Consider the following 25,234-nt stretch of genomic DNA (forward strand, 5'->3'; position numbering starts at 1 on the left):
TCATGAACATCCTCTGGACCCACGTCGACAGCCCGGTCGGACCTCTGCTCCTCACCGCCGACCCCACCGGCGCCCTGACCTCCCTCTCCGTGCCCGGGCAGAAGAACGGCCGCACGGTGCAGGAGGACTGGCGGCACGACCCCGGCCCGTTCCGGACGGCCGAGGAACAGCTCTGCGCCTACTTCGCCGGTGAACTCAAGGACTTCCGGCTGGAGTTCAGCACGGCGGGCAGTGAGTTCCGGGAGAAGGTGTGGGCGGCCCTGGACTCGGTTCCCTACGGGGCGACCACGACGTACGGCGAGATCGCCGCCCGTATCGGCGCTTCCCGTGCCGCCGTGCGGGCCGTCGGCGGCGCGATCGGAGCCAACCCGTTGCTCATCGTCCGGCCGTGCCATCGCGTGATCGGCGCGGACGGGGCCCTCACGGGGTACGCGGGCGGCCTTGAGCGAAAGGTGCGGCTGCTGACGCTGGAGGGATCCCTTTAGTTCTGCAGCTAGTCCTCCAGGCCCCAGCTGTGGATCCGCCTCGGATGGATGCGGATCAGCTCCTCGCTGAAGTGTGCGCCCAACTCGTGCGGGCCGGTGAGGAGTTCGGCCTCGCCGCGGATGTCGACACCGCGCACCTTCCACGGGTGAAGGCTCGCGATGTCGTCGACGACCAGGGCGACCTTGGGGTTCTGCCGGAGGTTGCGCCACTTCTTGGTGGCGCCCAGGTCGTACCCGCCGACCAGGATCGTGCCGTCCTCCTGGGGAAAGAAGCCGACCGGGTTGGCCTGCGGCTGCCCGTGCGGGTCGACGGTGGCCAGCCGCCCCAGCCGCTGCGACGTCAGATACGCACGCTCGGCCTCGCTGAATTCGGTCATGGCAGTCACCCAAACACGCCCGCCCACCCGGCACATCGGTTCCTCGCCCTAATGCCGCGGGCCCACGCCCGTCGCGTCGGGACACCGGACACAGGCTGGAGGGACTGCGGAGACAGGCCGGCGGGACTCTGGATACCGGCCGGCACGGCTCCGGGTATCGGCCGGCGGGCCCCGGCACTCAGCCCCAGATCACCGCGCCCAGCCACGCCCCCGCGATCAGCAGACAGGTGAACAGCTCCGCCAGCACGCTGGAGCCGCCCGAGCGCATCGCGGTGCGCAGTGCGGCCATCGCCTCGCCGTGCCGGCCCAGGCGGAGGCGTTCGCTGAGGTAGATGCCGCCCATGAAGCCGGGGATCGCGCCGAGCACGGGTATCAGGAAGAAGCCCAGGAACGCCCCCGCCCCCGCGTACACCCCCATGCGGGGGGTCGCGCCGCTCTCGCGCAGCCGTCTCGGCGGCAGCGCCCAGCGCACCACCTGGGAGAGGAACAGCGCGACCGTCGCACCCACCAGGACCCACCAGGACACCGCCTGCGGATCCTTCAGCGCCCACCACAGGACCGCGGCCCACACGAGCCACGATCCCGGCACCCCGGGCACCAGCACTCCGCACAGGCCGAACAGGAGGACCAGCGCGACCAGCAGGAGGTCCGACACTCCCATCTGACCAGAGTGCCGGACGGGCGGAGAAGCCGCAGGTCAGTCAGTGCTCATCCGGTCCCGTTCCCGGGCCACCCAGCCCCGTTCGTACGCGTGCCAGCCCAGCCGCAGCCGGGTCGTCACCCCGGTCAGCTCCGCCAGTCGCTTCACCCGCCGCTGCACGGTCCGCAGGCCCAGGTCGCGCACGGCGGGTTCGGCCGCCACCGCCCGGTACTCCTCCGCGAGCAGCGCGGCCGCCGGCTCCGCCTTCTCCAGTTCGTGCCGCTGCTGGGTGAGCAGCGCGCCCAGCGCCACCCCGGGCGGCGCGGCCACCCAGCGTCCCGGCCGGGCCGAGGACTGGGCGGCGAGCCCGCGCCGCTCCAGTCGCCGCGGCGCACGTTCCGTGTCGTGCTCGCCGAGCGCGGGCCGCCGCGCGAGATCCGGCACGTCGGCCGCGCCCACGGGCACCAGCGCCCGGTACGCCGACTCGTGCGTCTCGTCCAGCCCCAGCACTGACAGCATCAGCCGCCGCCCTTCTCCGAAGAACCAACCCCGCGATGCCTGCGTACGGTGGCGGAAAACAGCCACGGCGCAAACCCGCCTCGCAACATCATCGCCGTGGCACCCGGCACTCTGCCAAGGTGTCGCCATGTCGCCACGACCGTGTTGATCAGCGACTGTGTGCGGCGCAGGGTACGACGGCGACGCACAGCTGATCTCCAGGGACATGGGTCACACTCGGCTCCGGTCCGACCGGCTCCTTGGCGTGATCCGGTCACCGAGAACGTGATCCGGGCCCGAAACGTGCCGTCGATGCACCGCCGGCGCGAAGGGGATTCGGGCCCGGGGCACTCCGGTGTCGCCGGGCGGCTCTCCCGTGGGGGTGGATCCGCCCGGCGACTTTGCTGCGCACCGCAGTTCGAGGACTCACCCGACGCGCCGTCCTGGGCGGGGATGCCGTGGCGGTTTTTCCTGATGCCCCGTTTTCATACGGCCCATGCGGTGGACAATTAGGGGCATGAGCCAGCAGGGGGGAAGTTCCACCGGTCACGAGGACGACTGGTGGGGACAGCTGTACGACGACTCCACCGAGGACACGGGCCCCGCGCCCGCGCCCGACAGCCTGGACGACCGGTTCGCGTCGGTGGCGGGAGCGGTGGGCGGCGGGGCCGATTCCGGGGCGGAGGCCGTGGACGAGGGGGTGACCGCCGCGGGATCGGGAGTCCCCGCGCAGCGCCCCGGTGGTGCCGAACCGGCAGAGTCCTCGCTCGGTTCCGGACTCACCCGGCGACGCGCGCCTTGGGAGCCGCCGCCCGACAGCCCGGGCGGACCGGAGACATTCCCGGCGGGACCTGAGGCGTGGCCATACGAGGACGGCAGCGAGCAGACGCCTGCGGACCGCGGCTCCACGGAGACCCCCGCGACGACGGTGCCCGCCTCCCGGACGCCCCCCGACACGCCCCAGACCGCGTCGGCCGATCGCGGCCCCGGGCAAGCCCCGGCCCTGGCGGACGGCGCCCGCGACACGCGGATGAACGAACCCCACCCCCCGACACCGGCCGTGGCGGATCCGATCACGCAGGCCCTCGCACCCGACGGGCTCCGGACCTCGGCTCCCGGCGAGGCTTTCGCCTCCGACCTGCTCGACGCCCCGCCACCCGTTCCCCATGACCTCCCGGCCCCCCAAGACCGTCGCACCGCCACCCACGTCGATATCCCCACCTTGCCCCCTGCGTCGGTCGACTACGTCGGTTCGGGGCCGCCGACCTATGACGCCGAACCCACCGCGCTGCCGCCCGCCGATCCGGACGACCTCGACGACCTCGTGGCGGACACCGTGCTCGACGGGGCCCGCTACGGTGCCTGCACCCTGCGTGCCGTCTCCGTGCGAGGGGACTCCGCCCGGTACCGGGGTGAACCGCGCCGCGACTCCCTCCTCACCGCCCGCTTCGGCACCGGTGAACAGGCGTTGATCCTGGTCGCGATGGCCACCGGCGCCCGGGCCACGCCCGGAGCGCACCGCGCCGCGGCCGAGGCCTGTCACTGGATCGGCCGGGCCATCGGCCGCAGTCATGCCCGGCTCGCCGAGGACATAAGGGCGGCCAGGCGCGGCGACCTCAAGTCAGGCCTGCACCGCCTCACCGACCGCAGCCTCGGCAAGCTCCGCGCCAGCGCCGCCGAGCAGGGCATCGACCCGGAGGAGTACTCCGCCACCCTGCGCTGCCTGCTCCTGCCCGCCGACCCGGAGTGCCGTACCCGCGTCTTCTTCGGCGTCGGCACCGGCGGGCTGTTCCGGCTGCGCGATGGCGACTGGCAGGACATCGAGCCGCGCGTCACCGACGCCGTCGGTGACGCGGTCGTCGGCTTCGGCTCGCTACCTGCCGAGACGCCCGAGGGCGACCGCCTCACCATGGACCTGGGCATAACGACACCTCCCAGCCCGTACGACCCCGCCCCCGAGCCGCCCCGCGAACCCTTCCGGTTCCGGGCCTCCGTAGCCCACACGGGCGACACGCTCCTGATGTGCAGCGGCGGCCTCGCCGAGCCGTTGCGCGGCGAACCCGACCTGTGCCGGTATCTCACGACCCGGTGGACCGGACCCACCCCACCGGGCCTGGCCGCGTTCCTCGCGGACACCCAGGTCCGGGTCAAGGGGTACGCGGACGACCGTACGGCTGCCGCCGTTTGGGAGGCGTGAGGGCCCCCGCTGTGAATGCATGGACCCAGAGGGATCCACGGAGACCGAAGGGCATGAGACCGCCATGGCCAAGCAGAACATCGCCGAGCAGTTCGTCGACATCCTTGTGCGCGCCGGAGTGAAACGCCTCTACGGCGTCGTCGGCGACAGTCTCAACCCGGTCGTGGACGCCGTCCGCCGCAACGCCGCGATCGACTGGGTGCACGTACGCCACGAGGAGACCGCCGCCTTCGCAGCCGGCGCCGAGGCCCAGATCACCGGGAAGCTGACCGCCTGCGCCGGTTCCTGCGGGCCCGGCAACCTGCACCTCATCAACGGCCTGTACGACGCCCACCGCTCCATGGCGCCCGTCCTCGCCCTCGCCTCGCACATCCCCTCCAGCGAGATCGGCCTCGGCTACTTCCAGGAGACCCACCCCGACCAGCTGTTCCGCGAGTGCAGTCATTACAGCGAACTGATCTCCAACCCGAAGCAGATGCCGAGGCTGCTCCAGACGGCCATCCAGCACGCCGTCGGGCAGAGCGGGGTGAGCGTGGTCTCGCTCCCGGGCGACATCGCCGACCAGCCCGCCCCGGACAAGGCCGCCGAGACCGCCCTCGTCACCTCCCGGCCCACCGTCCGTCCCGGCGACGCCGAGATCGACCGCCTCGTCGAGATGATCGACAAGGCCGGCAGGATCACCCTGTTCTGCGGCAGCGGCACGGCGGGCGCGCACGCCGAGGTCATGGAGTTCGCCGGGAAGATCAAGTCGCCGATCGGCCACGCGCTGCGGGGCAAGGAATGGATCCAGTACGACAACCCGTACGACGTCGGCATGAGCGGCCTGCTCGGCTACGGCGCCGCCTACGAAGCCACCCACGAGTGCGACCTGCTGATCCTGCTCGGCACCGACTTCCCGTACAACGCCTTCCTCCCGGACGACGTCAAGATCGCGCAGGTCGATGTCAGGCCCGAGCGTCTGGGCCGCCGCTCCAAGCTGGATCTGGCCGTGTGGGGCGACGTACGGGAGACGCTGCGCTGTCTGATCCCGCGGGTGCGGGAGAAGCAGAACCGGCACTTCCTCGACAAGATGCTGAAGAAGCACGCCGACGCGCTGGAGGGGGTGGTCAAGGCCTACACGCGCAAGGTGGACAAGCACGTGCCCATCCACCCCGAGTACGTGGCCTCCGTGCTCGACGAACTCGCCGACGACGACACGGTGTTCACCGTCGACACCGGGATGTGCAATGTCTGGGCCGCCCGCTACATCTCACCCAACGGCCGCCGCCGCGTCATCGGTTCCTTCTCCCACGGCTCGATGGCGAACGCGCTGCCCATGGCGATCGGCGCCCAGTTCACCGACCGCGGGCGGCAGGTCGTGTCGATGTCCGGGGACGGCGGGTTCTCCATGCTGATGGGCGACTTCCTGACCCTGGTGCAGTACGACCTCCCCGTGAAGGTCGTCCTCTTCAACAACTCCTCGCTGGGAATGGTGGAGTTGGAGATGCTGGTGGCGGGCCTTCCCTCGTACGGCACCACGAACAAGAACCCCGACTTCGCCGCGGTCGCCCGTGCCTGCGGCGCCCACGGCGTGCGCGTCGAGAAGCCCAAGGACCTCGCCGGTGCCCTGAAGACCGCCTTCAAGCACAAGGGCCCGGCCCTCGTCGACATCGTCACCGACCCCAACGCCCTGTCCATCCCGCCGAAGATCAGCGCCGAGATGGTGACCGGCTTCGCCCTGTCCGCCTCGAAGATCGTCCTGGACGGAGGCGTCGGTCGCATGGTGCAGATGGCCCGTTCCAACATCCGTAACGTGCCTCGGCCCTAGGTGTATTGATCACGAGCGTTGTTAACGGTCGTGATCAATACACCTAGGCGCCGTCCGGTACCTCGGCGGGCACCCACTGGCGCACGCCGTGGCCGTTCGTGCCGTACCAGTAGCGTGGCAGGCCCTTGATGCTGCTCGTGCGGAACGGACGACCGTGGTCGTCGATGCGGACCGTGCCGGTGCGGCCCTGGGAGGACCAGTCGAGTTCCAGGTACCACGCACAGTCGTACATCTCGGTCGTCGCGGTGGTGAGCAGGACCTCCGGGTCCTGGGCGGAGACGCGGTAGGGGAACTTCACGGCGGGGGCGGGGTTTCCCCTGTCGTCGGCGCCGGAGACCGCGCGGGCGATGGGGCGGTTGATGTCGAGGTTCACGTCGAAGTAGCGCGGGCCGAGGCCGCCGCCGCAGCCCTGCGCCATGTCGTACGTGGTGCCCTTGAGCGAGGTGCCGCGGCTGACGACGCGGACCCGGAGGGCCTCCAGGACCACGGCCGTGGACGACTTCCCCTGCACCGAGATCTGCACCATCGTCTGCCGCCCGTGCACCGCCCCCTGCGTCGCCGCCCAGCCCGCGGCGTCCTGCGGCACCGGCGGCGGGGGCACCTGGTCCGGCTCCTTGCCGATGACGTAGTCGTGTGCGCAGCCCCCGTCCCAGATCTGCGAGTCGGTGCTCCATGTGAGGGGCAGGCCGGCGGCCGGCTTTCCGGCGCCGGTGGGGTCGGCGTTCGGGGCGGACGAGCCGGCGGCCCTGTTTTTCGTGCCGGGTGCGGACGAGCCGCCCGACGCGCTGGGGGAGGAACTCGCGGACGTCTTCGTCTTCGACGAGCTGTGGGGCGATGGGAGAGCGGTCGTCCCTGGGCCGGAGGAGGAGCGCGGGGCGGCCGTGTCCGAGGAGCGGTCCGTCGACAGCGCGGACAGAGTGCCGAGGGTCGCGAGCAGCGCACAGGTGGCGGCGGTGGACGCCAGGACCCGTCGGCGGCGGTACCAGGGGCGGACGGCGGGGGAGGGCCGGGGCCCTTCCACGACCTCCGGCACGACGGCCTCCTCGACGGGAGCCGGTGCCTGGTCCACCGGCCCCTCGACGGGAACGGACGTCCGGTCCGCCCTCTCCTCGACGACAGCCGGTGCCTGGTCCACCGGCTCCTCGCCCGCCGCGGCCGCCGTACGCACCCGCTGTCGTGCCGCCACAGCGAGCAGCCACAGCCGGTGCAGTTCGAGCCGTTCCTCCGGCGTCGCCTCGCAGAAGGCCGCGAGCCGCTCCACGGGCGCGAAGTCCTGCGGTACGGCTTCGCCCGCGCAGTAGCGGTGGAGGGTCGAGGTGTTCATGTTGACGCGCCGGGCCAGGGAGCCGTAGCTCCGGTCCGTGCGGTCCTTCAGCCGGCGCAGCAGCGCCGCGAACTGTTCGACGTCGTCCTGAGTCGACACCGTTCTCCCGTCCTCACGTAAGTTTCCGCATCCCAGGCACTCCCTATACCTGCACGTCAGATGGGCTGGGATGGTTCCACCGTCGCCGAAAGGGCGTCGGGCGTTGCGCCGGGCTCCCGTGACGGCCGATGCTCTTGGTGTCGCACCGACCAGGGCCGGACCGACCATCCGCCGTCGCTGCGACATCCGACACCCATGCACTCATCCACGGGGGACATCCATGCCCAAGCGCACCAGAGCAGGCGCGCTCGTCGCACTCGCCGTCACGGGTCTGGCCGTAGGACTCGCCGGACCGGCGGCCGCGGCACCGAAGGCGCCCGGCTTCCTCGCGGCGGCCGACCTGCCGCCGCACCCCTCCTCGTCCTGGACGGCGGACAAGGTCACCGTGGGCGTACCGGAGGCCACGGACCAGGACACCTGCCTGCGAGCGCTGCCGGGACACGAGTGGGCCTGGCACCGCGACTTCCGGACCGACCTCGACACGGGCGCCCGCCAGATCACCGTCGTGCTGCCCGACACCCGTGCCGCCGCCCGGCTGGTCTCGGCGCTGGACAAGGACATCAGGTCCTGCCCGGAGCGGATCGAGGGAGCCGACCCGGAGACCGAGGCCACGGTGAAGGACTACGGAAAGCTCTCCGTCGAGGAGGGCGCCCACGTCTACGGCCTGCACACCGGGACCTCCTGGGGCGCGACCGACATCCGCCTGCTCTCGGCCGGCCGCGACGGGCGCACGGTCACCGTCGTCGACTGGGGCCAGATGGGCGACTTCGCCGACGCCCCGGTGAAGGCCTTCAAGAAGACGACCACCACGGCCGTGAACAAACTCCACTGACCGCACCACCAAACAGCACCACCGGGGCCGCCCTCCCGCACGGGGGTCGGGCGGGCGGCCCTGCATCGACCGAACTCGGCACTACACGAAAACGGGGAAACACCATGAACAGCAAGACCCGCACCGTCCTGACCGCCGGCGTCCTCGCCGTCGCCCTCGGCCTCGGCGCCACCGCCCAGGCCTCCGCCGGCGCACCGCGCAGCGTCAGCGGCACGCCGTCCGACAACGTCACCCGCATCGCCGACTTCTACGGCGCCTACATCGACGCGGTGACCGACGAGGACAGCGGCAACCTCGGCGAGGCCCTGCGCAGCCACTACCTCACCACCGGCTTCCAGAAGGAGCTGAAGGCCTGGGAGGAGAGGGAGCACGCGGACGGCGTCCTGCGCGCGCAGAACGTCCCGCTCTCCTGGAAGGTCACCGACGACGGCAGCACGAAGAAGTACACGGAGGCCGTGGTCACCCTCACCTGGAGCAAGAACAGCACCACCAAGGTCGTCGTCGACATCACCCGAGACACCCGCAAGATCTTCCACATCGGGGAGAAGGGCATCGGCGGGAAGTAGGGCGGGCTGCGGCCGCTACGCCGGCCGCAGCCGCACCGTGAGGATCTGGAACGGCCGCAGCTCGAAGTGCAAGTCGCTTTCGTGCTGCGGCCGTTCCAGCAGGTCCGTCACCTCGACGCGGCCCACCGGGAACGCGGGAGCCAGCGTGGCCCGCGCCCGCCCGCCCCGGGACTCGTAGAGCCGTACCACCACGTCCCCGCCGCGGTCCTCCGCAAGCTTGACCGACTCGACGGTCACGGCGGGGTCGTCGACCTGGACCAGAGGCTGGACGACCGGCGCTCCGGCCACCCGCAGCGGCAGGTTCAGCGCGAGCCCCTCGGCGACCGCGCCCCCGACATCCGCGCCCGGCAGCAGCGCGTAGGTGAAGCGGTGCGTGCCCAGGTCCGTCTCCGGGTCAGGGCTGTGCGGGGCGCGCAGCAGCGTCAGACGTACGGTCGTGCCGAGGCCGTCCTCGTGCGGGGTACGGGTCACGTCGTGGCCGTACGTCGAGTCGCCGAGGACCGCCACGCCGTAGCCCTCCTCCGCGACCCTCAGCCAGCGGTGCGCGCAGATCTCGAAACGGGCCGCGTCCCAGGACGTGTTGGCGTGCGTCGGGCGGTGGACGTGCCCGAACTGGATCTCCGCCGTGGAGCGTTCGGCGTGCACATCGATCGGGAAGGCGGCCTTCAGCACCTTCTCGGACTCCTGCCAGTCGACGTCCGTGACGACGTCGAGGCGCCGGGCCCCGGCCGCGAGGCGGATCTCCTGCGTGATCCGTGACGTCCCGAACGACCGCGTCACCCGCACCACCGCCCGCAGCGGTCCGGACTCCACCAACTCCACGGACTCGACGTCCATTTCGCGGGTCGGGCCGCCACCGCCGTCACCCCACCCGAACGGCACCAGCGATCGCGTCGCCCGCCCCTTGTCGGCGAAGTTGCGTTCCGCGTGGGCGAGTTCACGGCCGTGGAGCTGGGAGTTGTAGGTGTCGACGGGCGGGAAGTGGGTGAAGACGCGGGTGCCGTCGATGCCCTCCCACCAGAAGGTGTGGTGGGGCATCCTGTTGGACTGGTTCCAGCTGAGTTTCTGGGTGAGGAACCAGCGGATTCCGGCCAGTTTCGCGAGCTGCGGGAAGGCGGCGGTGTAGCCGAAGGAGTCCGGCAGCCAGATCTCCTCCGTCTCCACGCCGAGTTCTTCGGCGAAGAACCGCTTTCCGTGCACGATCTGCCGGGCCAGCGCCTCACCGCCGGGCATGTTGGCGTCGGACTCCACCCACATCGAGCCGACGGGCGCCCAATTGCCTTCCCGCACCGCCTTCTTGATCCGCTCCCAGATGTGCGGCTGATGCTCCTTCACCCAGGCGTACTGCTGGGCCTGCGAGCAGGAGAACACCAGCTCGGGGTAGTCGGCGGCGAGCGCCGTGACGTTGGCGAAGGTGCGCGAGGCCTTGCGGACCGTCTCGCGCAGCGGCCACAGCCAGGCCGAGTCGATGTGCGCGTGCCCGGTCGCGGAGATCCGGTGGGCGCTCGCCGAGGCGGGCCTGGACAGGACGTCCGCCAGCGTGGCGCGGGCCGCCGGTGCCGTCCCGGACACGTCGTGCAGGTCGAGGGTGTCGAGCATGTCCTCCAGCGCCCGCAGGATCTCGTGCCGCCGGGGCCGGTCCATGGGCAGCTCGTGCATCAGCTCCGAGAGCACCTCGACGTCGAGGACCAACTGCCACACGGCTTCGTCGAGTACGGCGAGGTCGGCAGAGCGGAATCGGTAGACGGTCCGATCCCCGGCGGTCAGGACGTCGCCCAGGTGCGTGGGTTCGAAGCCGTGCAGTACGGCCGGATTGGCGGCCGCCTCCAGAAGCAGATGCACCGGTTCGCCTCCGCTTGCCGGGGAGGCGACGGGCAGGTGGCGGTTGCGCGGGTGAACGCCCTTCAGGGGCACGCCCGCGGCGTCGTAGAGCAGTCCCTCGGCCTGGAATCCGGGCCCGTCGCCGGTGAACCCGGGGTCGATCACCGCCTCGACCCGGCGGCCGGCCCACTCCTCGGGCACCCGGCCCGTCAGGCGGAACCAACTCGTCGACCAGGGCTTTCCCCACGCCGTTCCGGTGGCGAAGTCCTCGTATACGGCCTGCAGCGCCTGGTCCACCGGCACCGGTTCGCCGGGAACATGCCACACGGACACGACCAGTGGCACACGCTCCGCGTACTGGGCGGGCCGTACGAACTGTCCCATGGCGCGCTCCAGGCGCGCCTCCACCAGGGTTCGGTCGTCGTGCACGGCGGCTCCCTCGGCGCTAGGACGGCTCTGGCACCTCTGTCCAAAGGGTCTCTCTACCCGGCCAAAACCCCTGCATCCGTGGCCGAACACATGGTCGTTGACGAGGAGACATGACTGGCACGTGTCCCGTGGGGCATGGATCCCGTGAACGTGTTCGACAAGGAGGGGGCCGACATCGGCACGCGGGCGGGGGTCATGAAGAGGCAGGCGCAAGGGGGCGGTCCCATGGCGATGGGGACCTACTCGGCGAAAGCGGCGCAGGACAGGGCCGACGGCGGCAGGGACCACGCGCAGCCGTCCCAGATACGGCAGATACGGCGGAGACTGGGCCGGGCGGACCTGAAGGCGGTGCCCGAGGCACGCAGGGCACTGCGCGAGCTGCTCAGGCAGTGGGGCAGGCCAGGTCGGTCGGAGACAGCGGAGCTGCTCACCAGCGAACTCGTCACCAACGCAATCATTCACACCGACCACGACGCGGTGCTGACGGCCACCGTCGGGCCCCGCGGACTCAGGGTGGAGGTAAGGGACTTCGTGGCGCGCAGACCCAGGCTGAGGGCGTCGAACACCGACGACGGCACGCACGGAAGGGGCCTGGTCCTGGTGCAGTCCCTCGCGGACGCGTGGGGGGTACGGGCGCACGGGGTGGGAAAGGTCGTCTGGTTCGAACTCGACGCCGGAGCGGCATGAGCGGGCAACGGGAAGGGGGCGTGGTCCGTGGACCACGCCCCCTTCCCATGACGGCCGTATCTAGCCGAACTGCTGCTCGAGGTCCTTGAGCTTGCGCTCCAGGGAGTCGAGGCGCGGCAGGGCCATGGTGTCGTCCTCCGCGGTGAGGTCCACGGTGACCGGGTCAGAACCGCCCTTGCGGACGGGCTGCAAGGACGGGCGAGAGCGTACGGGCAGCGGTTCCGGGGTCGATATGGCAGGCTCCGCTGAGACCGCGGCGGAAGCCCGCTCCAGGGCCTGGGGCTCCACCTGGCGTCCGCCGCCTCGGCCGGTGAATCCGCGGTGGCCCCGGCTGATGGCCTTGAGCTGAGCGCGTTCCAGGCGGTCGTGCTCGCGCCGACGCAGCCGGTTCGCGTCCTTCTGCCGCTTGTCCTCGCGGACCTCGTCGACCGCCTCGTCCAGGCTGCGTACGTTCTCCAGCAGCATCAGCGACCAGGCCCTGTAGGTCTCGCGAGGAGCGCGGAGCCAGCGGACGATACGGATCTGCGGCAGCGGACGCGGCACGAGACCCTGCTCGCGCAGCGCGGCCCGGCGGGTCTGCTTCAGCGCGCGGTCGAAGAGGACGGCCGCAGACAGGGACATGCCGGAGAAGAACTGCGGCGCGCCGTCGTGGCCGAGGCCCCTGGGCGCGTGCACCCAGTTGAACCAGGCCGCGGCGCCCGCGAACGTCCACACCAGTATCCGGGAGCCGAGGGCCGCGTCACCGTGGCTGGCCTCGCGCACCGCGAGCACGGAGCAGAACATGGCCGCGCCGTCGAGGCCGAAGGGCACCAGGTATTCCCAGCCGTTGGTGAGGCCGAGGTTCTGCTCACCGAAGCCGACCAGGCCGTGGAAGGAGAGGGCGGCGGCGACCGCCGCACAGCAGAACAGCAGAACATAGGAGGCGGTGCCGTAAACAGCCTCCTTGCGCCTACGGCGCTCCTCGCTGCGCTCCCACGTGTCGTCCTTCGCGTGCTCCCCGCTGGACCGCTTGCTGCGCGCGAGCACCGCCACCGCCGCCAGCATGCCCAGGAGCAGTACGGCGCCCGGAAGCAACCAGTTCAGCGATATGTCGGTCAGTCTCATCTGGGGTCCCTTGCATTGGGATAGGGCGTAACGCCCGCCATAGTGGCCCAATCCCACCGGCCCTCAGGGGGTTTCGGGGCAAGAGGCCGCCAAGGAAGTGCAAGGGAATGCCCAGGGCGGCGTTCTGCTCGAACTGCCGCGTGAGGGGCGGGAGTTGAGTTCGAATAAGACTACCCGTACGGGTGGTTCCACGGAAAGTTCCTGCGGCAAGTGAGGAAGTTGTGAAACGCCTGTAACCGAGCGGGTGATCTCTTCGGGGGGATCTTACGGGACGGCCGACGGACGGTGCGCCTGAGGGTCCCTCAACTCGCTGCGGCGGCCGGCGGCTTGGTGGCCGGTCCGAGTCGGTGCGCGGGCGGGTGGCGCAGGTGTCCGCGAGGTGCACCGAGTAGAACATGCAGCAGTCCACCCGGTCGCGGGCGGGCAGCGACTCCCCGTCCGGTCCGGTCGGCTCCCGGAGGGCCGCGGACCCGGCGTACGGCTTGGTGGCGTCCGGCGGCAGCGCCTCCGGTTCGTGTGTCGCCCGCCGCACCTCGCCCCACGGGGCGCGCCCGCGCCGCCGCATGCGCGGCCCGAATCCGGCGAGACGGGTTCGAGGTGTTCGGCCACCGTGGCCCGCACCTCTGCTCGCACGGGCATGCGGCCTATGGAGAGCCCGGGGGGAGCGGTCGTACGAGATGTGCGTCACGGGGAGGCGGGGCGCCCGGCGGAGCAGGAACCGGGGCGCGGTGATCGGCGGGCGGACGGGTCAGGCGTACCGGTGCGGACGAAGCTCACCACGACGTCCGGCCGTGCGCGCAGTCCGTAGTCGCGCTGTACCTGTGCGTCGCCCCAGGTGAGGAACGCCTCCAGGTCGGCCCCACCCTCCGTCGACGGGGCGGCGCCGCCCCCTTCGCCGCCGGTCGGCGCCTGCTCGTGAGCGTCCGTCTCCGTGATGGCCGGCCCTGGGAAGGTCCCGGTAGGACGGGCGGAGGTGTCCGTGAGTGCCGCGCGGGGCACGGGCGCGTGGGGACCGCCGATCCTCGACGGGTGCATGGCAACTTTATAGGCAAGCCTAACCTTATTTGTGATCGGTGGGATTTGAACTGTCGAGAACTGCGCCTAAGGTTCTTGACGGACGAGTAACAACCAGCCGTAATGACCCCAAGTACCGACACGTCCTCAGGAGGACCTGTGAAGCAGAGCGCCCAGGGCTCCGCCGGCACGGGGATTCCGGAGGTTCTCACAGGGACGCCGCGGGTGCCGCCGCAGCCCGGTGCGCAGGACGTGGACCGCGAGCGGGCCCTCGCCTCAGGAGCCACCCGTGGCGAGCACACCCACAGCGAACAGCCGATCCCGCGCCCTCGCCCGGTCCAGCGGGCCTCGGTGCGCGGGCAGATCCTCGACGCGCTGCGCACCGCCCTGGTCACGAGCCAGCTGACGCCTGGCGAGGTGTACTCGGCGCCGGCGCTGGGCGAGCGGTTCGGGGTCTCCGCGACACCGGTCCGGGAGGCGATGCAGCAGCTCGCCCTGGAGGGCGCCGTCGAGGTCGTGCCCAATCGCGGGTTCCGGGTGATCGAGCGGGGGACCCGGGAGCTGGCCGAGCTGGCCGAGATCCGCGCGCTGATCGAGATCCCCGTGATGCTGCGACTGGCCCGCACGGTCCCCGCCGAACGCTGGGCCGGGCTGCGCCCCCTGGCCGAGGCGACCCTCCGCGCCGCCACCTCCGGCTGCGCCGCGACGTACGCGGAGTCCGACCGTGCCTTCCACCGCGCGGTCTTCGCCCTGTCCGGCAACCAACAGCTCGTCAAGATCGCCGACGACCTCCACCGCCGCGCCCAGTGGCCCCTCGTCGGCGGCCCGCCCTCCCGGGCCCGCGCCGACCTCCTGGCCGACGCGGCCGAACACGCGGCCCTGCTGGACGCGTTGACGGAACGGGACCTGGACGTCGTACGACGGCTGGTGGGGGAGCACTTCGCGGGGGCGTCCTGAGCGCGTGAGGGCGGTCACGGAAGCGTCGGCTCCCGGTGACGGTTCGGGATGTCGGGAACCCCGGCCCGTCCGGCCCGCGTGGCCCCCCGTACGGCACGGAGAGTGCCGGCCACGGAGGTGACAGCGATGCCCGACCCGTCCTTCTCCGCACAGCAGGCGGCACAACAGGCCCAGCAGCAAGCCCAGCAGCAGGCTCATCAGCACGCCATGCGCGACCATCAGCGGGCCGTACAGCACGCCTCGCGGCACGGCCACCGCCCGCCGCCCCCGCCGGCCCCCACCGCGTACCGGCGGAGCCGGGGCGGCGGCCTCGTCTCGTTCCTGTTCGTGGTCGTCGTGGTCGTCGTCCTCGCCCGTGACACCGCACTCCGCGAGTCCGTACTGGGCTCGATCCAGCACCTGCTGGCGCAGATACAGAGGGGTTAGTCGCCCGTGCCCGGACAGGCAGCCGTCGCCCGTCGCGACGCCCGCACGCGCCCCCACTGCCACCAGGAGCGGAGTCCGGTGCCCCCAGTCGCCGCACCGGGCACAGGCCCGAGTCCGCCCGGTACAAGGGCCCGCACCCGGCCCGGGCGAGAGCGCGCACCGGATGCCGCTCCCTGACGGGCAAACGGTGCCTGCCGAGGCACTGACGGCTCAGGCGGTGGCCGCGCCGGCTGCAGGTGGGGTCAACTGCCGTGCCAGCCAGGTGGGCACACCCCCCAGCAGCCGGAACAGCCGCCGGGCCTCCTCCCGCAGCCGCGACGCCTCCGGCTCGGCCTCCGCGTCGGCCAGCGAAGCGAGCGCAGGCGCCGTCCCCACCAGGTAGCCCAACTCCTCCCGGATCCGCAGTGATTCGGCGAATCCGTGCCGCGCCTCCGCCAGCTCCCCCTCGCGCAGGGCGAGTCCGGCGAGATGCCGCCAGGTGAACGACAACAGCAGCGGATCGGAGTGCGCCGTGGCCCCGGCGTGCGCCCTGCGGTACGCCGCCCGGGCGGCCTGCGGCGAACGCGCGAGGTTCTCCGCGATCAGCCCCCGCCGGAAGTCCAGCACCGCCCGCCCCGCCGCCCCCGGCGCGATCAGCGCCGCCGCCCGCCCCAGCGCGGCCCGCGCCTCGTCGGCCCGGTCGCGCACCGAGTGCAGCGTCGCCGCGTACGCAAGTTGCCCCCGTTCACAAGCGGCCGCCCCCCGCTCGTCGTCGGTGTGCGCGAGGGCCTCCGCCGTACGCAGCGCGTCCTCGGCCTCCTCCCACCCCTGCTCGGTGTACAGGCAGCGCTCCACCAGCAGCGCTGCCCGCTGCAGCGCGTAATCGGCGGAGACCGGTTCCAGCAGCGCCGCCGCGTCGGCCCAGCAGGCGCGCGAGCGCAGCCGCCATACCGCGGTCTGGAGGGGATCGTCACCTGCGGTCGTTCCGGTACCAGACATGGCGGTATGCGCCACGTTGCCCTCCCCAAGGTCCTGTCCTTCGGATCAGCCCGGCGTCGCAAGGCACCGCGCCCTGCCGCCGACCCGGTCCGAGGAACAGGCCCAGCACGCCATCGAGCTGTTGAGTGGTGGCGGCATCTCAGCACGAATCGCGGCGCCCGGCCAAGGGGGTGGGTGAAGGATTTCACAAAGTCGTGGGACAGCGACGGCACTTGGTGCCACTCCTGTTCCGTCCCCGGATGACCTCAGCTCATGCGCAATGCCAGGAAGAAATCCAGCTTGTCCTCCAGGCGCGAGAGGTCACGGCTCGTCAACTGCTCGATCCGCCCGACCCGATAGCGCAGCGTGTTGACATGCAGGTGCAGCCGGGTCGCGCAGCGCGTCCAGGAGCCGTCGCAGTCGAGGAACGCCTCCAGGGTCGGGATCAGCTCGGCGCGGTGGCGGAGGTCGTAGTCGCGCAGCGGGTCGAGCAGCCTCGCCGTGAACGCCCGCCGCACGTCGTCCGGCACGAACGGCAGCAGGAGGACGTGCGAGGCCAGTTCCTGGTGGCCCGCCGCACACACCCGCCCGGGCCGGGCCGCCGCCACCCGCCGCGCGTGCCGGGCCTCCTCCAGCGCCCCGCGCAGCCCCTCCGCCGAGTGCACGGCAGCGCTGACGCCGAGCGTGAGCTGCCCGTCGTCGTCGAGTCCGGCGGACAGCGGGTCCCGTACGGACTCCAGGAGCGCGTCGGCGAGGATCCCGGACTCCGAGCCGTCGTGCTCGGCGGAGACGGCCGGCAGCGGTACGAGCGCGATGGCCTCGTCGCCCGTGTGGGCCACGGCGATACGGTCGGAGGGCTCGGGACCCGTGGCGAGCGGGTCGACGAGGATCTCCTCCAGGAGCGACTGGGCCACCGGACCGCTCTCGATCCCGGCGCCCTCCCAGGCCACGCGGGCGACGACCACCTGCCAGTGCGGGGCGGCCCCCAGGCCGGGCAGCAGCACCGGCGCGGCCACCCGCAGCCGGGCGGCGATCTCGGCGGGCGCCGCGCCCGTCTGCACCAGTTCCAGTACCTCCTGCGCCAGCCGCCTGCGCACCGTGCGCGCCGCGTCCCGGCGGTCCCGCTCGACAGAGATCAGCTGGGTGACGCCCTGGAGCAGGTCGAGCCGCTCCGCGGGCCAGTCCCCGGCGTCCGCCTCGACGGCGAGCAGCCAGTCGGACAGCACCGTCTCGCGCACGTCCCGGGAAGCCTGCGCGGCGCGGCCGCTGCTGCGGATCGGGAAGAGGCTGTACGTGCTCGGGCCGAGCGTCACCCGGTGCGGTCCGCGGCGGCCCGTGCGGGTGGCGGCGAGGTGCTCGGCGGCCAGCTCGGCGCAGGCGTCGGCGGGCAGGCCGGGCCCGGCGACCTTCGTGCCCGCGATCATCCGCCCGGTGGGGGAGAGCACCCAGGCCCGCAGGTCCAGATCGGAGCCGAGCAGGTCGAGGACCACGTCCGGGCCGCCGCCCGCCGGGCCCGAGGTCATCATCCGGCGGTGCCGGTCGACGACCGCCGCGAGGTCGCCCGCGCGCTCGCCGCTGACCTGCCGGACGACATGCTCGGTGATCGTCGCGAACGCCACCGACTCGTGCACCGCGAACAGTGGCAGCCGGTGCCGGACGCAGGCCGTCACCAGGTCGTCCGGGATGTCCCCGAGCTCCGCCTCACCGGCGGCCAGCGCGGCCACTCCGGCCTGCGCCAGGATCCGTACGAACGGCTCCGAGTCGGCGGCGTCACGGCGCCAGGCGAGGCCCGTGAGGACCAGTTCCCCGCCCGACAGGTAGCGGCTGGGATCGCGGAGGTCGGTGGTCATCACACCGCGCACGGTGCGGTCCAGCTCGTCCTCGCCGCCGAGCAGCCGCAGGCCCAGCGCGTCGGTGTCCAGCAGTGCGCGCAGCCGCATCTCGTCGCCGCCGATCTTTGTCTCGAAATCTACGATGAATCGTGAGGGTGGACGCCGGGAGGTGCCCGGCGCAGGGTGCGGGAGCCGCATTCTTCGACTGCCGGGCTGTTTCCTGCGTTTCTACAGGAAGACAGGGAGGTTGCTGATGACCTCCGTTCATACGAATCTACAAGATGCCCGCCCTGGCCAGCCAACTCCTTCATGGTTTCCGTGACTGACCCCGGTGGAGTACGGCGCTGTGTACTGGCTCCACCCCGCGTAAACAGCACATGAACGAGCCGGGCTCACCGCACCGGATCTGGCTCGATCCGTACGACCCACGAGACGAAGAAGAGAGCCGGTCATGGACTTCCTTCGCCCCGCCAGCTGGGAGGAGGCGCTCGCCGCCAAGGCTGAGCACCCCACCGCTGTGCCCATTGCGGGCGGCACCGATGTGATGGTCGAGATCAACTTCGACCACCGTCGGCCCGAGTACCTGCTCGACCTGAACCGCATCGGCGACCTCTACGAGTGGGAGGTCGGCGAGGACAGCGTGTGGCTGGGTGCCTCCGTCCCGTACTCGAAGATCATGGAGAACCTGCGCGCCGAGCTGCCGGGTCTCGCTCTCGCCTCGCACACGGTCGCCTCCCCGCAGATCCGCAACCGCGGCGGCGTCGGCGGCAACCTCGGCACCGCCTCCCCGGCCGGCGACGCCCACCCCGCGCTTCTCGCGGCCGGCGCCGAGGTCGAGGTCGGGTCGGTGCGCGGCAGCCGCCGTATCCCCATCGACGAGTTCTACACCGGCGTGAAGCGCAACGCGCTCGCCGCCGACGAACTCATCAGGGGCGTGCTCATCAAGAAGGCCGACGGCCCGCAGCAGTACTCGAAGGTCGGCACCCGCAACGCCATGGTCATCGCCGTGTGCGCCTTCGGTCTCGCCCTGCACCCCGAGACCCGCACGGTCCGCACCGGCATCGGCTCCGCGGCGCCCACCCCGGTCCGGGCGAAGGCGGCGGAGGAGTTCCTTGACGCGGCGCTCGAAGAGGGCGGCTTCTGGGACAACCGAAAGATCATCACCCCGTCGGTCGCCAAGCAGTTCGCCCAGCTGTGCTCCGGCGCCTGCAATCCGATCGACGACGTCCGGGGCACCGCGAGCTACCGGCGCCACGCGGTCGGCGTCATGGCCCGCCGCACGCTGACCTGGACCTGGGAGTCATATCGCGGCGCTGACGGCCCCACCCATCAGAAGGGGAGTGTCGCCTGATGCGCGTCAACTTCACTGTCAACGGACGCCCGCAGGAAGCCGACGACGTGTGGGAGGGCGAGTCCCTGCTGTACGTGCTGCGTGAGCGCCTCGGGCTGCCCGGTTCCAAGAACGCCTGCGAGCAGGGCGAGTGCGGTTCCTGCACGGTCCGCCTGGACGGCGTGCCGGTGTGTTCGTGCCTGGTCGCGGCCGGTCAGGCCGAGGGCCGTGAGGTCGTCACCGTCGAGGGGCTCGCGGAGTTCGCCAAGCAGCGCGAGGAGCACGGCGGTTGCGCCTCCGGCGCGTGCGGCACGTCCCTTCAGGACGCCCGGCAGTGGGCGGCCGAGGGCCAGGACTCGCAGACCGGTGAGGGAACCGAACTGTCCCCGATCCAGCAGGCGTTCATCGACGCCGGCGCCGTCCAGTGCGGCTTCTGCACGCCGGGTCTGCTGGTCGCCGCCGACGAGATGCTCGAACGCAACCCGAACCCGACCGACGGGGACATCCGCGAGGCCCTGTCGGGCAACCTGTGCCGCTGCACGGGCTACGAGAAGATCATGGACGCGGTCCGCCTGGCGGCCGCCCGGCAGGGAGAGGCGGTCTGACGATGCCCACCAACGGCGCTCCCCTCGGCACTCCCACCAAGGTCACCCAGGGTTCGAAGACAAAGGGCGGCATCGGCGAGTCCACGCTCCGCCCGGACGGCACCCTCAAGGTCACCGGCGAGTTCGCGTACTCGTCGGACATGTGGCACGAGGACATGCTCTGGGGCCAGATCCTCAGGTCGACCGTCGCCCACGCGGAGATCGTGTCCATCGACACCAGCGAGGCACTGAAGACCCCGGGCGTCTACGCCGTCATGACGTACGACGACCTGCCGACCGAGGTGAAGAACTACGGCCTGGAGATCCAGGACACACCCGTTCTCGCGCACGGCAAGGTACGCCACCATGGTGAGCCGGTCGCCATCGTCGCCGCCGACCACCCGGAGACCGCGCGCCGCGCCGCCGCCAAGATCAAGGTCGACTACCGCGAACTCCCGGTCGTCACCGACGAGGCATCCGCGACCGCGCCGGACGCGATCCTCATCCACGAGGGCCGCGACGACCACCACAGCGGACACGTCCCGCACCCGAACATCGTCCACCGCCAGCCGATCGTGCGCGGCAACGCCGAAGAGGCCGCCAAGAGGGCCGACTTCGTGGTCAGGGGCGAGTACACCTTCGGCATGCAGGACCAGGCCTTCCTCGGCCCCGAGTCCGGTCTCGCGGTGCCCGCCGAGGACGGCGGCGTCGACCTCTACATCGCCACCCAGTGGCTGCATTCCGACCTGCGCCAGATCGCCCCCGTCCTGGGCCTGCCCGAGGACAAGGTGCGGATGACGCTGTCCGGCGTCGGCGGCGCGTTCGGCGGCCGCGAGGACCTGTCGATGCAGATCCACGCCTGCCTGCTCGCCCTGCGCACCGGCAAGCCCGTGAAGATCGTCTACAACCGCTTCGAGTCCTTCTTCGGGCACGTCCACCGCCACCCCGCGAAGCTCTACTACGAGCACGGCGCCACCAAGGACGGCAAGCTCACGCACCTGAAGGCGCGGATCGTCCTGGACGGCGGCGCCTACGCGTCGGCCTCCCCGGCGGTCGTCGGCAACGCCTCCTCGCTGAGTGTCGGCCCCTACGTGGTCGACGACGTCGACATCGAGGCCATCGCGCTCTACACCAACAACCCGCCCTGCGGCGCCATGCGCGGCTTCGGCGCGGTCCAGGCGTGCTTCGCCTACGAGGCCCAGATGGACAAGCTCGCCGACGAGGTGGGCATGGACCGGGTCGCGTTCCGGCAGCTCAACGCGATGGAGCAGGGCACGCTCCTGCCGACCGGCCAGAGCGTCGACTCCCCGGCCCCGGTCGCCGAACTCCTGCGCCGCGTCCAGGCGATGCCGCTGCCGCCGGAGCGCCAGTGGGAGAGCAGCGAGGGCGCGGACGTACGGCAGCTGCCCGGCGGCCTGTCCAACACCACGCACGGCGAAGGCGTCGTCCGGGGCATCGGCTACGCGGTCGGCATCAAGAACGTCGGCTTCTCCGAGGGCTTCGACGACTACTCCACCGCCAAGGTCCGGATGGAGGTCGTGGGCGGCGAGCCCGTCGCGACCGTCCACACGGCCATGGCGGAGGTCGGCCAGGGCGGCGTCACCGTCCACGCGCAGATCGCCCGCACCGAGCTGGGCGTCGCACAAGTGACGATCCAGCCGGCGGACACGCAGGTCGGCTCCGCCGGCTCCACCTCGGCCTCCCGCCAGACATACGTCACCGGTGGCGCCGTCAAGAACTCCTGCGAGTTGGTCCGGGAGAAGGTCCTGGAGCTCGGGCGCCGCAAGTTCGGCACCTACCACCCCGCCTGGGCCACCGCCGAGCTGCTCCTGGAGGGCGGCAAGGTCGTCACCGACGGCGGCGAGGTCCTCGCGGACCTGGTGGACGTGCTCGAAGGCGAGGCGGTCGAGGTCGAGGCCGAGTGGCGCCACCGCCCGACCGAGGCCTTCGACCTGCGCACCGGCCAGGGCAACGGCCATGTGCAGTACTCCTTCGCCGCGCACCGCGCCGTCGTCGAGGTCGACACCGAGCTCGGCCTGGTGAAGGTCGTCGAGCTGGCCTGCGCCCAGGACGTCGGCAAGGCGCTCAACCCGCTGTCCGTCGTCGGCCAGATCCAGGGCGGTACGACCCAGGGCCTGGGCGTCGCGGTGATGGAGGAGATCATCGTCGACCCGAAGACGGCGAAGGTCAGGAACCCCTCCTTCACGGACTACCTGATCCCCACGATTCTCGACACGCCGACCATCCCCGTCGATGTGCTCGAACTCGCCGACGACCACGCCCCGTATGGGCTGCGCGGCATCGGCGAGGCACCCACCCTGTCCTCGACACCGGCCGTCCTCGCGGCGATCCGGAACGCGACCGGGCTGGAGCTCAACCGCACACCGGTACGTCCGGAACACCTCACCGGCACCGTGTGACAGACCTCCGGGCGGCGCACGGAACGTCACACACTCCGCGCCGCCCGGAGTACTTCAGATCGTTCGCCTCGGGCCGTCCCCCGGGTCGTGCGGCCACAGCACCTTCCCACATCCCGCATATCGCCGAATGCAGGCGCGGGTGCCCCTGTGAACCTTGGGAGTAGGCCCACATGACCCAGCAGTCACTCGAGCCGAGCACCACCGCCGACGATGCGGGTGAAGGAACCCGTATCCCGGCCGCCAGGTCCTGGCTCGACCGGTACTTTCACATATCCCAGCGAGGATCCTCCGTCGCGCGCGAGGTGCGCGGCGGCGTCACCACCTTCATGGCGATGGCGTACATCCTCCTGCTCAACCCCCTGATCCTGTCCGGCAAGGACGCGGCCGGGGACATGCTCAGCCAGAAGGCCCTCATCACCGCGACCGCGTTCGCGGCGGCCTTCACCACGCTGCTGATGGGGTTCGTCGGCAAGGTGCCGCTGGCGCTCGCCGCCGGCCTCTCCGTCTCAGGCGTCCTGTCCTCGCAGGTCGCCCCGCAGATGACCTGGCCGCAGGCCATGGGCATGTGCGTCATGTACGGCGTCGTCATCATGCTGCTGGTCGTTACCGGCCTGCGGGAGATGATCATGAACGCGATCCCGCTCGCGCTCAAGCACGCGATCACCATGGGCATCGGCCTGTTCATCGCCCTGATCGGCCTGGTGAAGGCGGGCTTCGTGCACCAGGGCAAGGCGACCCCGGTCACCCTCGGCGCGACCGGTGAGCTGTCCGGCTGGCCGGTGCTGCTCTTCGCGGCCACCCTCCTCGCGATCTTCATGCTCCAGGCGCGCGGCGTCCCCGGCGCGATCCTGATCGGCATCGTCGGCGGCACCGTACTCGCCGTGGTCCTCAACGCACTTGACGTCATCGACCCCAGGCAGTGGGCGAGCGGCGCCCCCGAGCTGCACGGCAGCGCGGTCTCCATGCCGGACTTCTCGATCTTCGGAAAAGTGGAGTTCGGTGGCTGGGGCGGCGTCGGCGCGATGACGGTCGGCATGATCGTGTTCACGCTCGTGCTCGCCGGATTCTTCGACGCCATGGCCACCATCATCGGCGTCGGTACCGAGGCGGGGCTGGCCGACGGGCAGGGCCGGATGCCTGGCCTGTCCAAGGCGCTGTTCATCGACGGCGCGGGCGGCGCGATCGGCGGCGTCGCGGGCGCCTCCGGGCAGACCGTGTTCGTCGAGTCCGCGACGGGCGTCGGTGAGGGAGCCCGCACGGGCCTCTCCTCCGTCATCACCGGCCTGTTCTTCGCGGCCTGTCTGTTCTTCACCCCGCTGACGGCGATCGTCCCCGGCGAGGTCGCGGCCGCGGCCCTGGTGGTGATCGGCGCCATGATGATGATGAACGCCCGCCATGTGGACTGGGCCGACCGCGCCACCGCGATCCCGGTCTTCCTGACCGTCGTGATCATGCCGTTCACGTACTCCATCACGGCGGGCGTCGCGGCCGGAGTCATCTCCTACGTCGCCATCAAGATCGCACAGAGCAAGGCGCGGGAGATCGGCGCCTTCATGTGGGGCCTGACGCTGGTCTTCCTGATCTACTTCGCCCTCAACCCGATCGAGAGTTGGATGGGCGTGCACTGACCGCGCGCACAACCGCCCCGCGCACACACGCTGTTAAGGAGACCGAGAGATGCTGGACATCGCCGAGGAGCTGAACCGGTGGGTCGGGCAGGGACGTGACTTCGCCGTGGCCACCGTGGTGGCCGTCGGCGGCAGCGCCCCTCGCCGGCCCGGCGCCGCCCTCGCGGTGGACGCCGACGGCACGGCGATCGGCTCGGTCTCCGGGGGCTGTGTGGAGGGCGCCGTGTACGACCTGTGCCGGCAGGCGCTCGATGACGGCGAAACCGTCCTTGAGCGCTTCGGGTACAGCGACGAGGACGCCTTCGCCGTCGGCCTGACCTGCGGCGGCGTCATCGACATCCTCGTCACGCCGGTACGGGCCGCCGACCCCGCCCGTCCGGCCGTCGCGTCCGCTCTGGCCGCCGCCGCCCGCGGGGAGGCGGCGGCGGTGGCGCGGATCGTGTCGGGCCCGGCCGCACTCCTGGGCCGGGCACTCGTGGTCCGCCCCGACGGCTCCCGCGAGGGCGGCTTCGGCGCCCACCCGGAACTGGACCGCACGGTGGCGGGGGAGGCGGGCGCCTTCCTGGACGCCGGACGCACCGGCACCGTCGAGATCGGCGAACAGGGCTCACGCTGCGGTGCCCCGCTCACGGTGCTGGTGGAATCGTCCGTGCCCCCGCCCCGCATGATCGTGTTCGGCGCGATCGACTTCGCGTCGGCACTGGTGCGCATCGGCAAGTTCCTCAACTACCACGTGACGGTGTGCGACGCCCGTCCCGTCTTCGCGACCCGCACGCGCTTCCCGGAGGCCGACGAGATCGTCGTCGAGTGGCCCCACACGTACCTGGAGCGGACGTCCGTGGACGCCCGCACCGTCCTGTGCGTGCTCACCCACGACGCCAAGTTCGACGTGCCGCTTCTGCAGCTGGCCCTGCGCCTGCCCGTCGCCTACGTCGGCGCGATGGGCTCCCGCCGCACCCACCTGGACCGCAACGAACGCCTGCGCGAAGTCGGCGTCACCGAACTGGAGTTGGCGCGCCTGCGCTCCCCGATCGGGCTGGACCTCGGCGCTCGTACGCCGGAGGAGACGGCCCTGTCGATCGCCTCGGAGATCGTCGCCGACCGCCGCGGCGGCAGCGGAATCGCCCTCACCGGTGCGCACACGCCGATCCACCACGACGCGACGTCAATGCCGGCCGCACGGATCGGGTCGGTGGCCTGACAGCACGGGCCTGAGCCCG

General features: G+C 71.5%; 20 protein-coding genes and 2 pseudogenes. 13 read left to right on the forward strand and 9 right to left on the reverse strand.

From position 1 onward, the window contains the following. Positions 1 to 2: 2 nt before the first annotated feature. Positions 3 to 485, forward strand: coding sequence for a methylated-DNA--[protein]-cysteine S-methyltransferase (locus tag ACYUED_RS34790; RefSeq protein ID WP_491288560.1), 483 nt, complete (start codon positions 3 to 5; stop codon positions 483 to 485). An 8-nt stretch (positions 486 to 493) separates the two neighbouring features. Here the strand turns inward: ACYUED_RS34790 and ACYUED_RS34795 are convergent, their stop codons facing one another. From ACYUED_RS34795 to ACYUED_RS34805, 3 genes and pseudogenes are all read right to left on the reverse strand, one after another. Beyond that, entirely contained in the window at positions 494 to 862 is a 369-nt protein-coding gene (locus ACYUED_RS34795; protein WP_491288561.1) for a PPOX class F420-dependent oxidoreductase, read from the reverse strand. 178 nt (positions 863 to 1,040) lie between these two features. Further along, positions 1,041 to 1,523 (reverse strand): DUF456 domain-containing protein, encoded by a 483-nt coding sequence (locus tag ACYUED_RS34800; protein WP_491288562.1) that lies wholly within the window; start codon positions 1,521 to 1,523, stop codon positions 1,041 to 1,043. 171 nt (positions 1,524 to 1,694) lie between these two features. Then, positions 1,695 to 2,021 (reverse strand): annotated as a pseudogene (locus ACYUED_RS34805) (helix-turn-helix transcriptional regulator); the annotation flags it as partial. Between the two features lie 496 nt (positions 2,022 to 2,517). On the opposite strand from ACYUED_RS34805, the gene ACYUED_RS34810 reads away from it, so the two are divergent. Further along, positions 2,518 to 4,197: a protein phosphatase 2C domain-containing protein gene (locus ACYUED_RS34810; RefSeq protein WP_491288563.1), complete on the forward strand. Its 1,680-nt coding sequence runs from the start codon at positions 2,518 to 2,520 to the stop codon at positions 4,195 to 4,197. Between the two features lie 64 nt (positions 4,198 to 4,261). Further along, a complete protein-coding gene (locus ACYUED_RS34815) occupies positions 4,262 to 6,004 on the forward strand; it encodes a pyruvate dehydrogenase (RefSeq protein WP_491288564.1) in 1,743 nt (580 codons plus the stop codon). A 43-nt stretch (positions 6,005 to 6,047) separates the two neighbouring features. On the opposite strand, the gene ACYUED_RS34820 is transcribed toward ACYUED_RS34815, so the two are convergent. Continuing rightward, on the reverse strand, positions 6,048 to 7,427 hold the full coding sequence (locus tag ACYUED_RS34820) for a helix-turn-helix domain-containing protein (protein WP_491288565.1): 1,380 nt from the start codon (positions 7,425 to 7,427) through the stop codon (positions 6,048 to 6,050). Between the two features lie 220 nt (positions 7,428 to 7,647). Here ACYUED_RS34820 and ACYUED_RS34825 point away from each other — a divergent pair, with 220 nt between their 5' ends. Both ACYUED_RS34825 and ACYUED_RS34830 read left to right on the forward strand, forming a co-directional pair. Next, positions 7,648 to 8,259 (forward strand): hypothetical protein, encoded by a 612-nt coding sequence (locus ACYUED_RS34825; protein WP_491288566.1) that lies wholly within the window; start codon positions 7,648 to 7,650, stop codon positions 8,257 to 8,259. Between the two features lie 104 nt (positions 8,260 to 8,363). Next, entirely contained in the window at positions 8,364 to 8,825 is a 462-nt protein-coding gene (locus ACYUED_RS34830) for a hypothetical protein (RefSeq protein ID WP_491288567.1), read from the forward strand. A gap of 15 nt (positions 8,826 to 8,840) precedes the next feature. Here ACYUED_RS34830 and ACYUED_RS34835 read toward each other — a convergent pair whose 3' ends face one another. Continuing rightward, a complete protein-coding gene (locus ACYUED_RS34835) occupies positions 8,841 to 11,075 on the reverse strand; it encodes a glycoside hydrolase family 38 N-terminal domain-containing protein (protein ID WP_491288568.1) in 2,235 nt (744 codons plus the stop codon). Between the two features lie 225 nt (positions 11,076 to 11,300). Between ACYUED_RS34835 and ACYUED_RS34840 the strand changes: the two genes are divergently transcribed. Next, positions 11,301 to 11,762, forward strand: coding sequence for an ATP-binding protein (locus ACYUED_RS34840; RefSeq protein WP_491294571.1), 462 nt, complete (start codon positions 11,301 to 11,303; stop codon positions 11,760 to 11,762). Between the two features lie 60 nt (positions 11,763 to 11,822). Here the strand turns inward: ACYUED_RS34840 and ACYUED_RS34845 are convergent, their stop codons facing one another. Together ACYUED_RS34845 and ACYUED_RS34850 are read right to left on the reverse strand one after the other, a co-directional pair. Beyond that, a complete protein-coding gene (locus ACYUED_RS34845) occupies positions 11,823 to 12,866 on the reverse strand; it encodes a DUF2637 domain-containing protein (RefSeq protein ID WP_491288569.1) in 1,044 nt (347 codons plus the stop codon). 302 nt (positions 12,867 to 13,168) lie between these two features. Further along, a pseudogene (locus tag ACYUED_RS34850) lies at positions 13,169 to 13,901 on the reverse strand (iron-sulfur protein). Between the two features lie 138 nt (positions 13,902 to 14,039). Here ACYUED_RS34850 and ACYUED_RS34855 point away from each other — a divergent pair. Together ACYUED_RS34855 and ACYUED_RS34860 are read left to right on the forward strand one after the other, a co-directional pair. After that, complete coding sequence (locus ACYUED_RS34855; RefSeq protein WP_491288570.1) at positions 14,040 to 14,837, forward strand: GntR family transcriptional regulator; 798 nt, start codon at positions 14,040 to 14,042, stop codon at positions 14,835 to 14,837. A gap of 126 nt (positions 14,838 to 14,963) precedes the next feature. Continuing rightward, a complete protein-coding gene (locus ACYUED_RS34860; protein WP_491288571.1) occupies positions 14,964 to 15,263 on the forward strand; it encodes a hypothetical protein in 300 nt (99 codons plus the stop codon). Between the two features lie 210 nt (positions 15,264 to 15,473). Here the strand turns inward: ACYUED_RS34860 and ACYUED_RS34865 are convergent, their stop codons facing one another. Beyond that, positions 15,474 to 16,256, reverse strand: a complete 783-nt coding sequence (locus ACYUED_RS34865; protein ID WP_266523402.1) for a hypothetical protein — start codon at positions 16,254 to 16,256, stop codon at positions 15,474 to 15,476. 230 nt (positions 16,257 to 16,486) lie between these two features. After that, positions 16,487 to 18,160 (reverse strand): PucR family transcriptional regulator, encoded by a 1,674-nt coding sequence (locus ACYUED_RS34870; RefSeq protein ID WP_491288572.1) that lies wholly within the window; start codon positions 18,158 to 18,160, stop codon positions 16,487 to 16,489. A 343-nt stretch (positions 18,161 to 18,503) separates the two neighbouring features. On the opposite strand from ACYUED_RS34870, the gene ACYUED_RS34875 reads away from it, so the two are divergent. The 5 genes from ACYUED_RS34875 (at position 18,504) to ACYUED_RS34895 (ending at position 25,215) form a co-directional block, all read left to right on the forward strand. Then, the gene (locus tag ACYUED_RS34875) at positions 18,504 to 19,403 is read left to right on the forward strand and encodes an FAD binding domain-containing protein (protein WP_491288573.1); all 900 of its coding nucleotides are present in this window, start codon (positions 18,504 to 18,506) and stop codon (positions 19,401 to 19,403) included. Beyond that, complete coding sequence (locus tag ACYUED_RS34880) at positions 19,403 to 19,987, forward strand: (2Fe-2S)-binding protein (RefSeq protein ID WP_491288574.1); 585 nt, start codon at positions 19,403 to 19,405, stop codon at positions 19,985 to 19,987. Before ACYUED_RS34875 ends, ACYUED_RS34880 begins: the two co-directional genes overlap by 1 nt. Before the next feature lie 2 nt (positions 19,988 to 19,989). Then, complete coding sequence (locus ACYUED_RS34885; protein ID WP_491288575.1) at positions 19,990 to 22,386, forward strand: xanthine dehydrogenase family protein molybdopterin-binding subunit; 2,397 nt, start codon at positions 19,990 to 19,992, stop codon at positions 22,384 to 22,386. Positions 22,387 to 22,556: 170 nt separating this feature from the next. Further along, complete coding sequence (locus tag ACYUED_RS34890) at positions 22,557 to 24,014, forward strand: NCS2 family permease (RefSeq protein ID WP_491288576.1); 1,458 nt, start codon at positions 22,557 to 22,559, stop codon at positions 24,012 to 24,014. A 49-nt stretch (positions 24,015 to 24,063) separates the two neighbouring features. After that, a complete protein-coding gene (locus ACYUED_RS34895; protein ID WP_491288577.1) occupies positions 24,064 to 25,215 on the forward strand; it encodes an XdhC family protein in 1,152 nt (383 codons plus the stop codon). Positions 25,216 to 25,234 lie beyond the last annotated feature (19 nt).

Source organism: Streptomyces sp. DF42 (assembly GCF_058267695.1).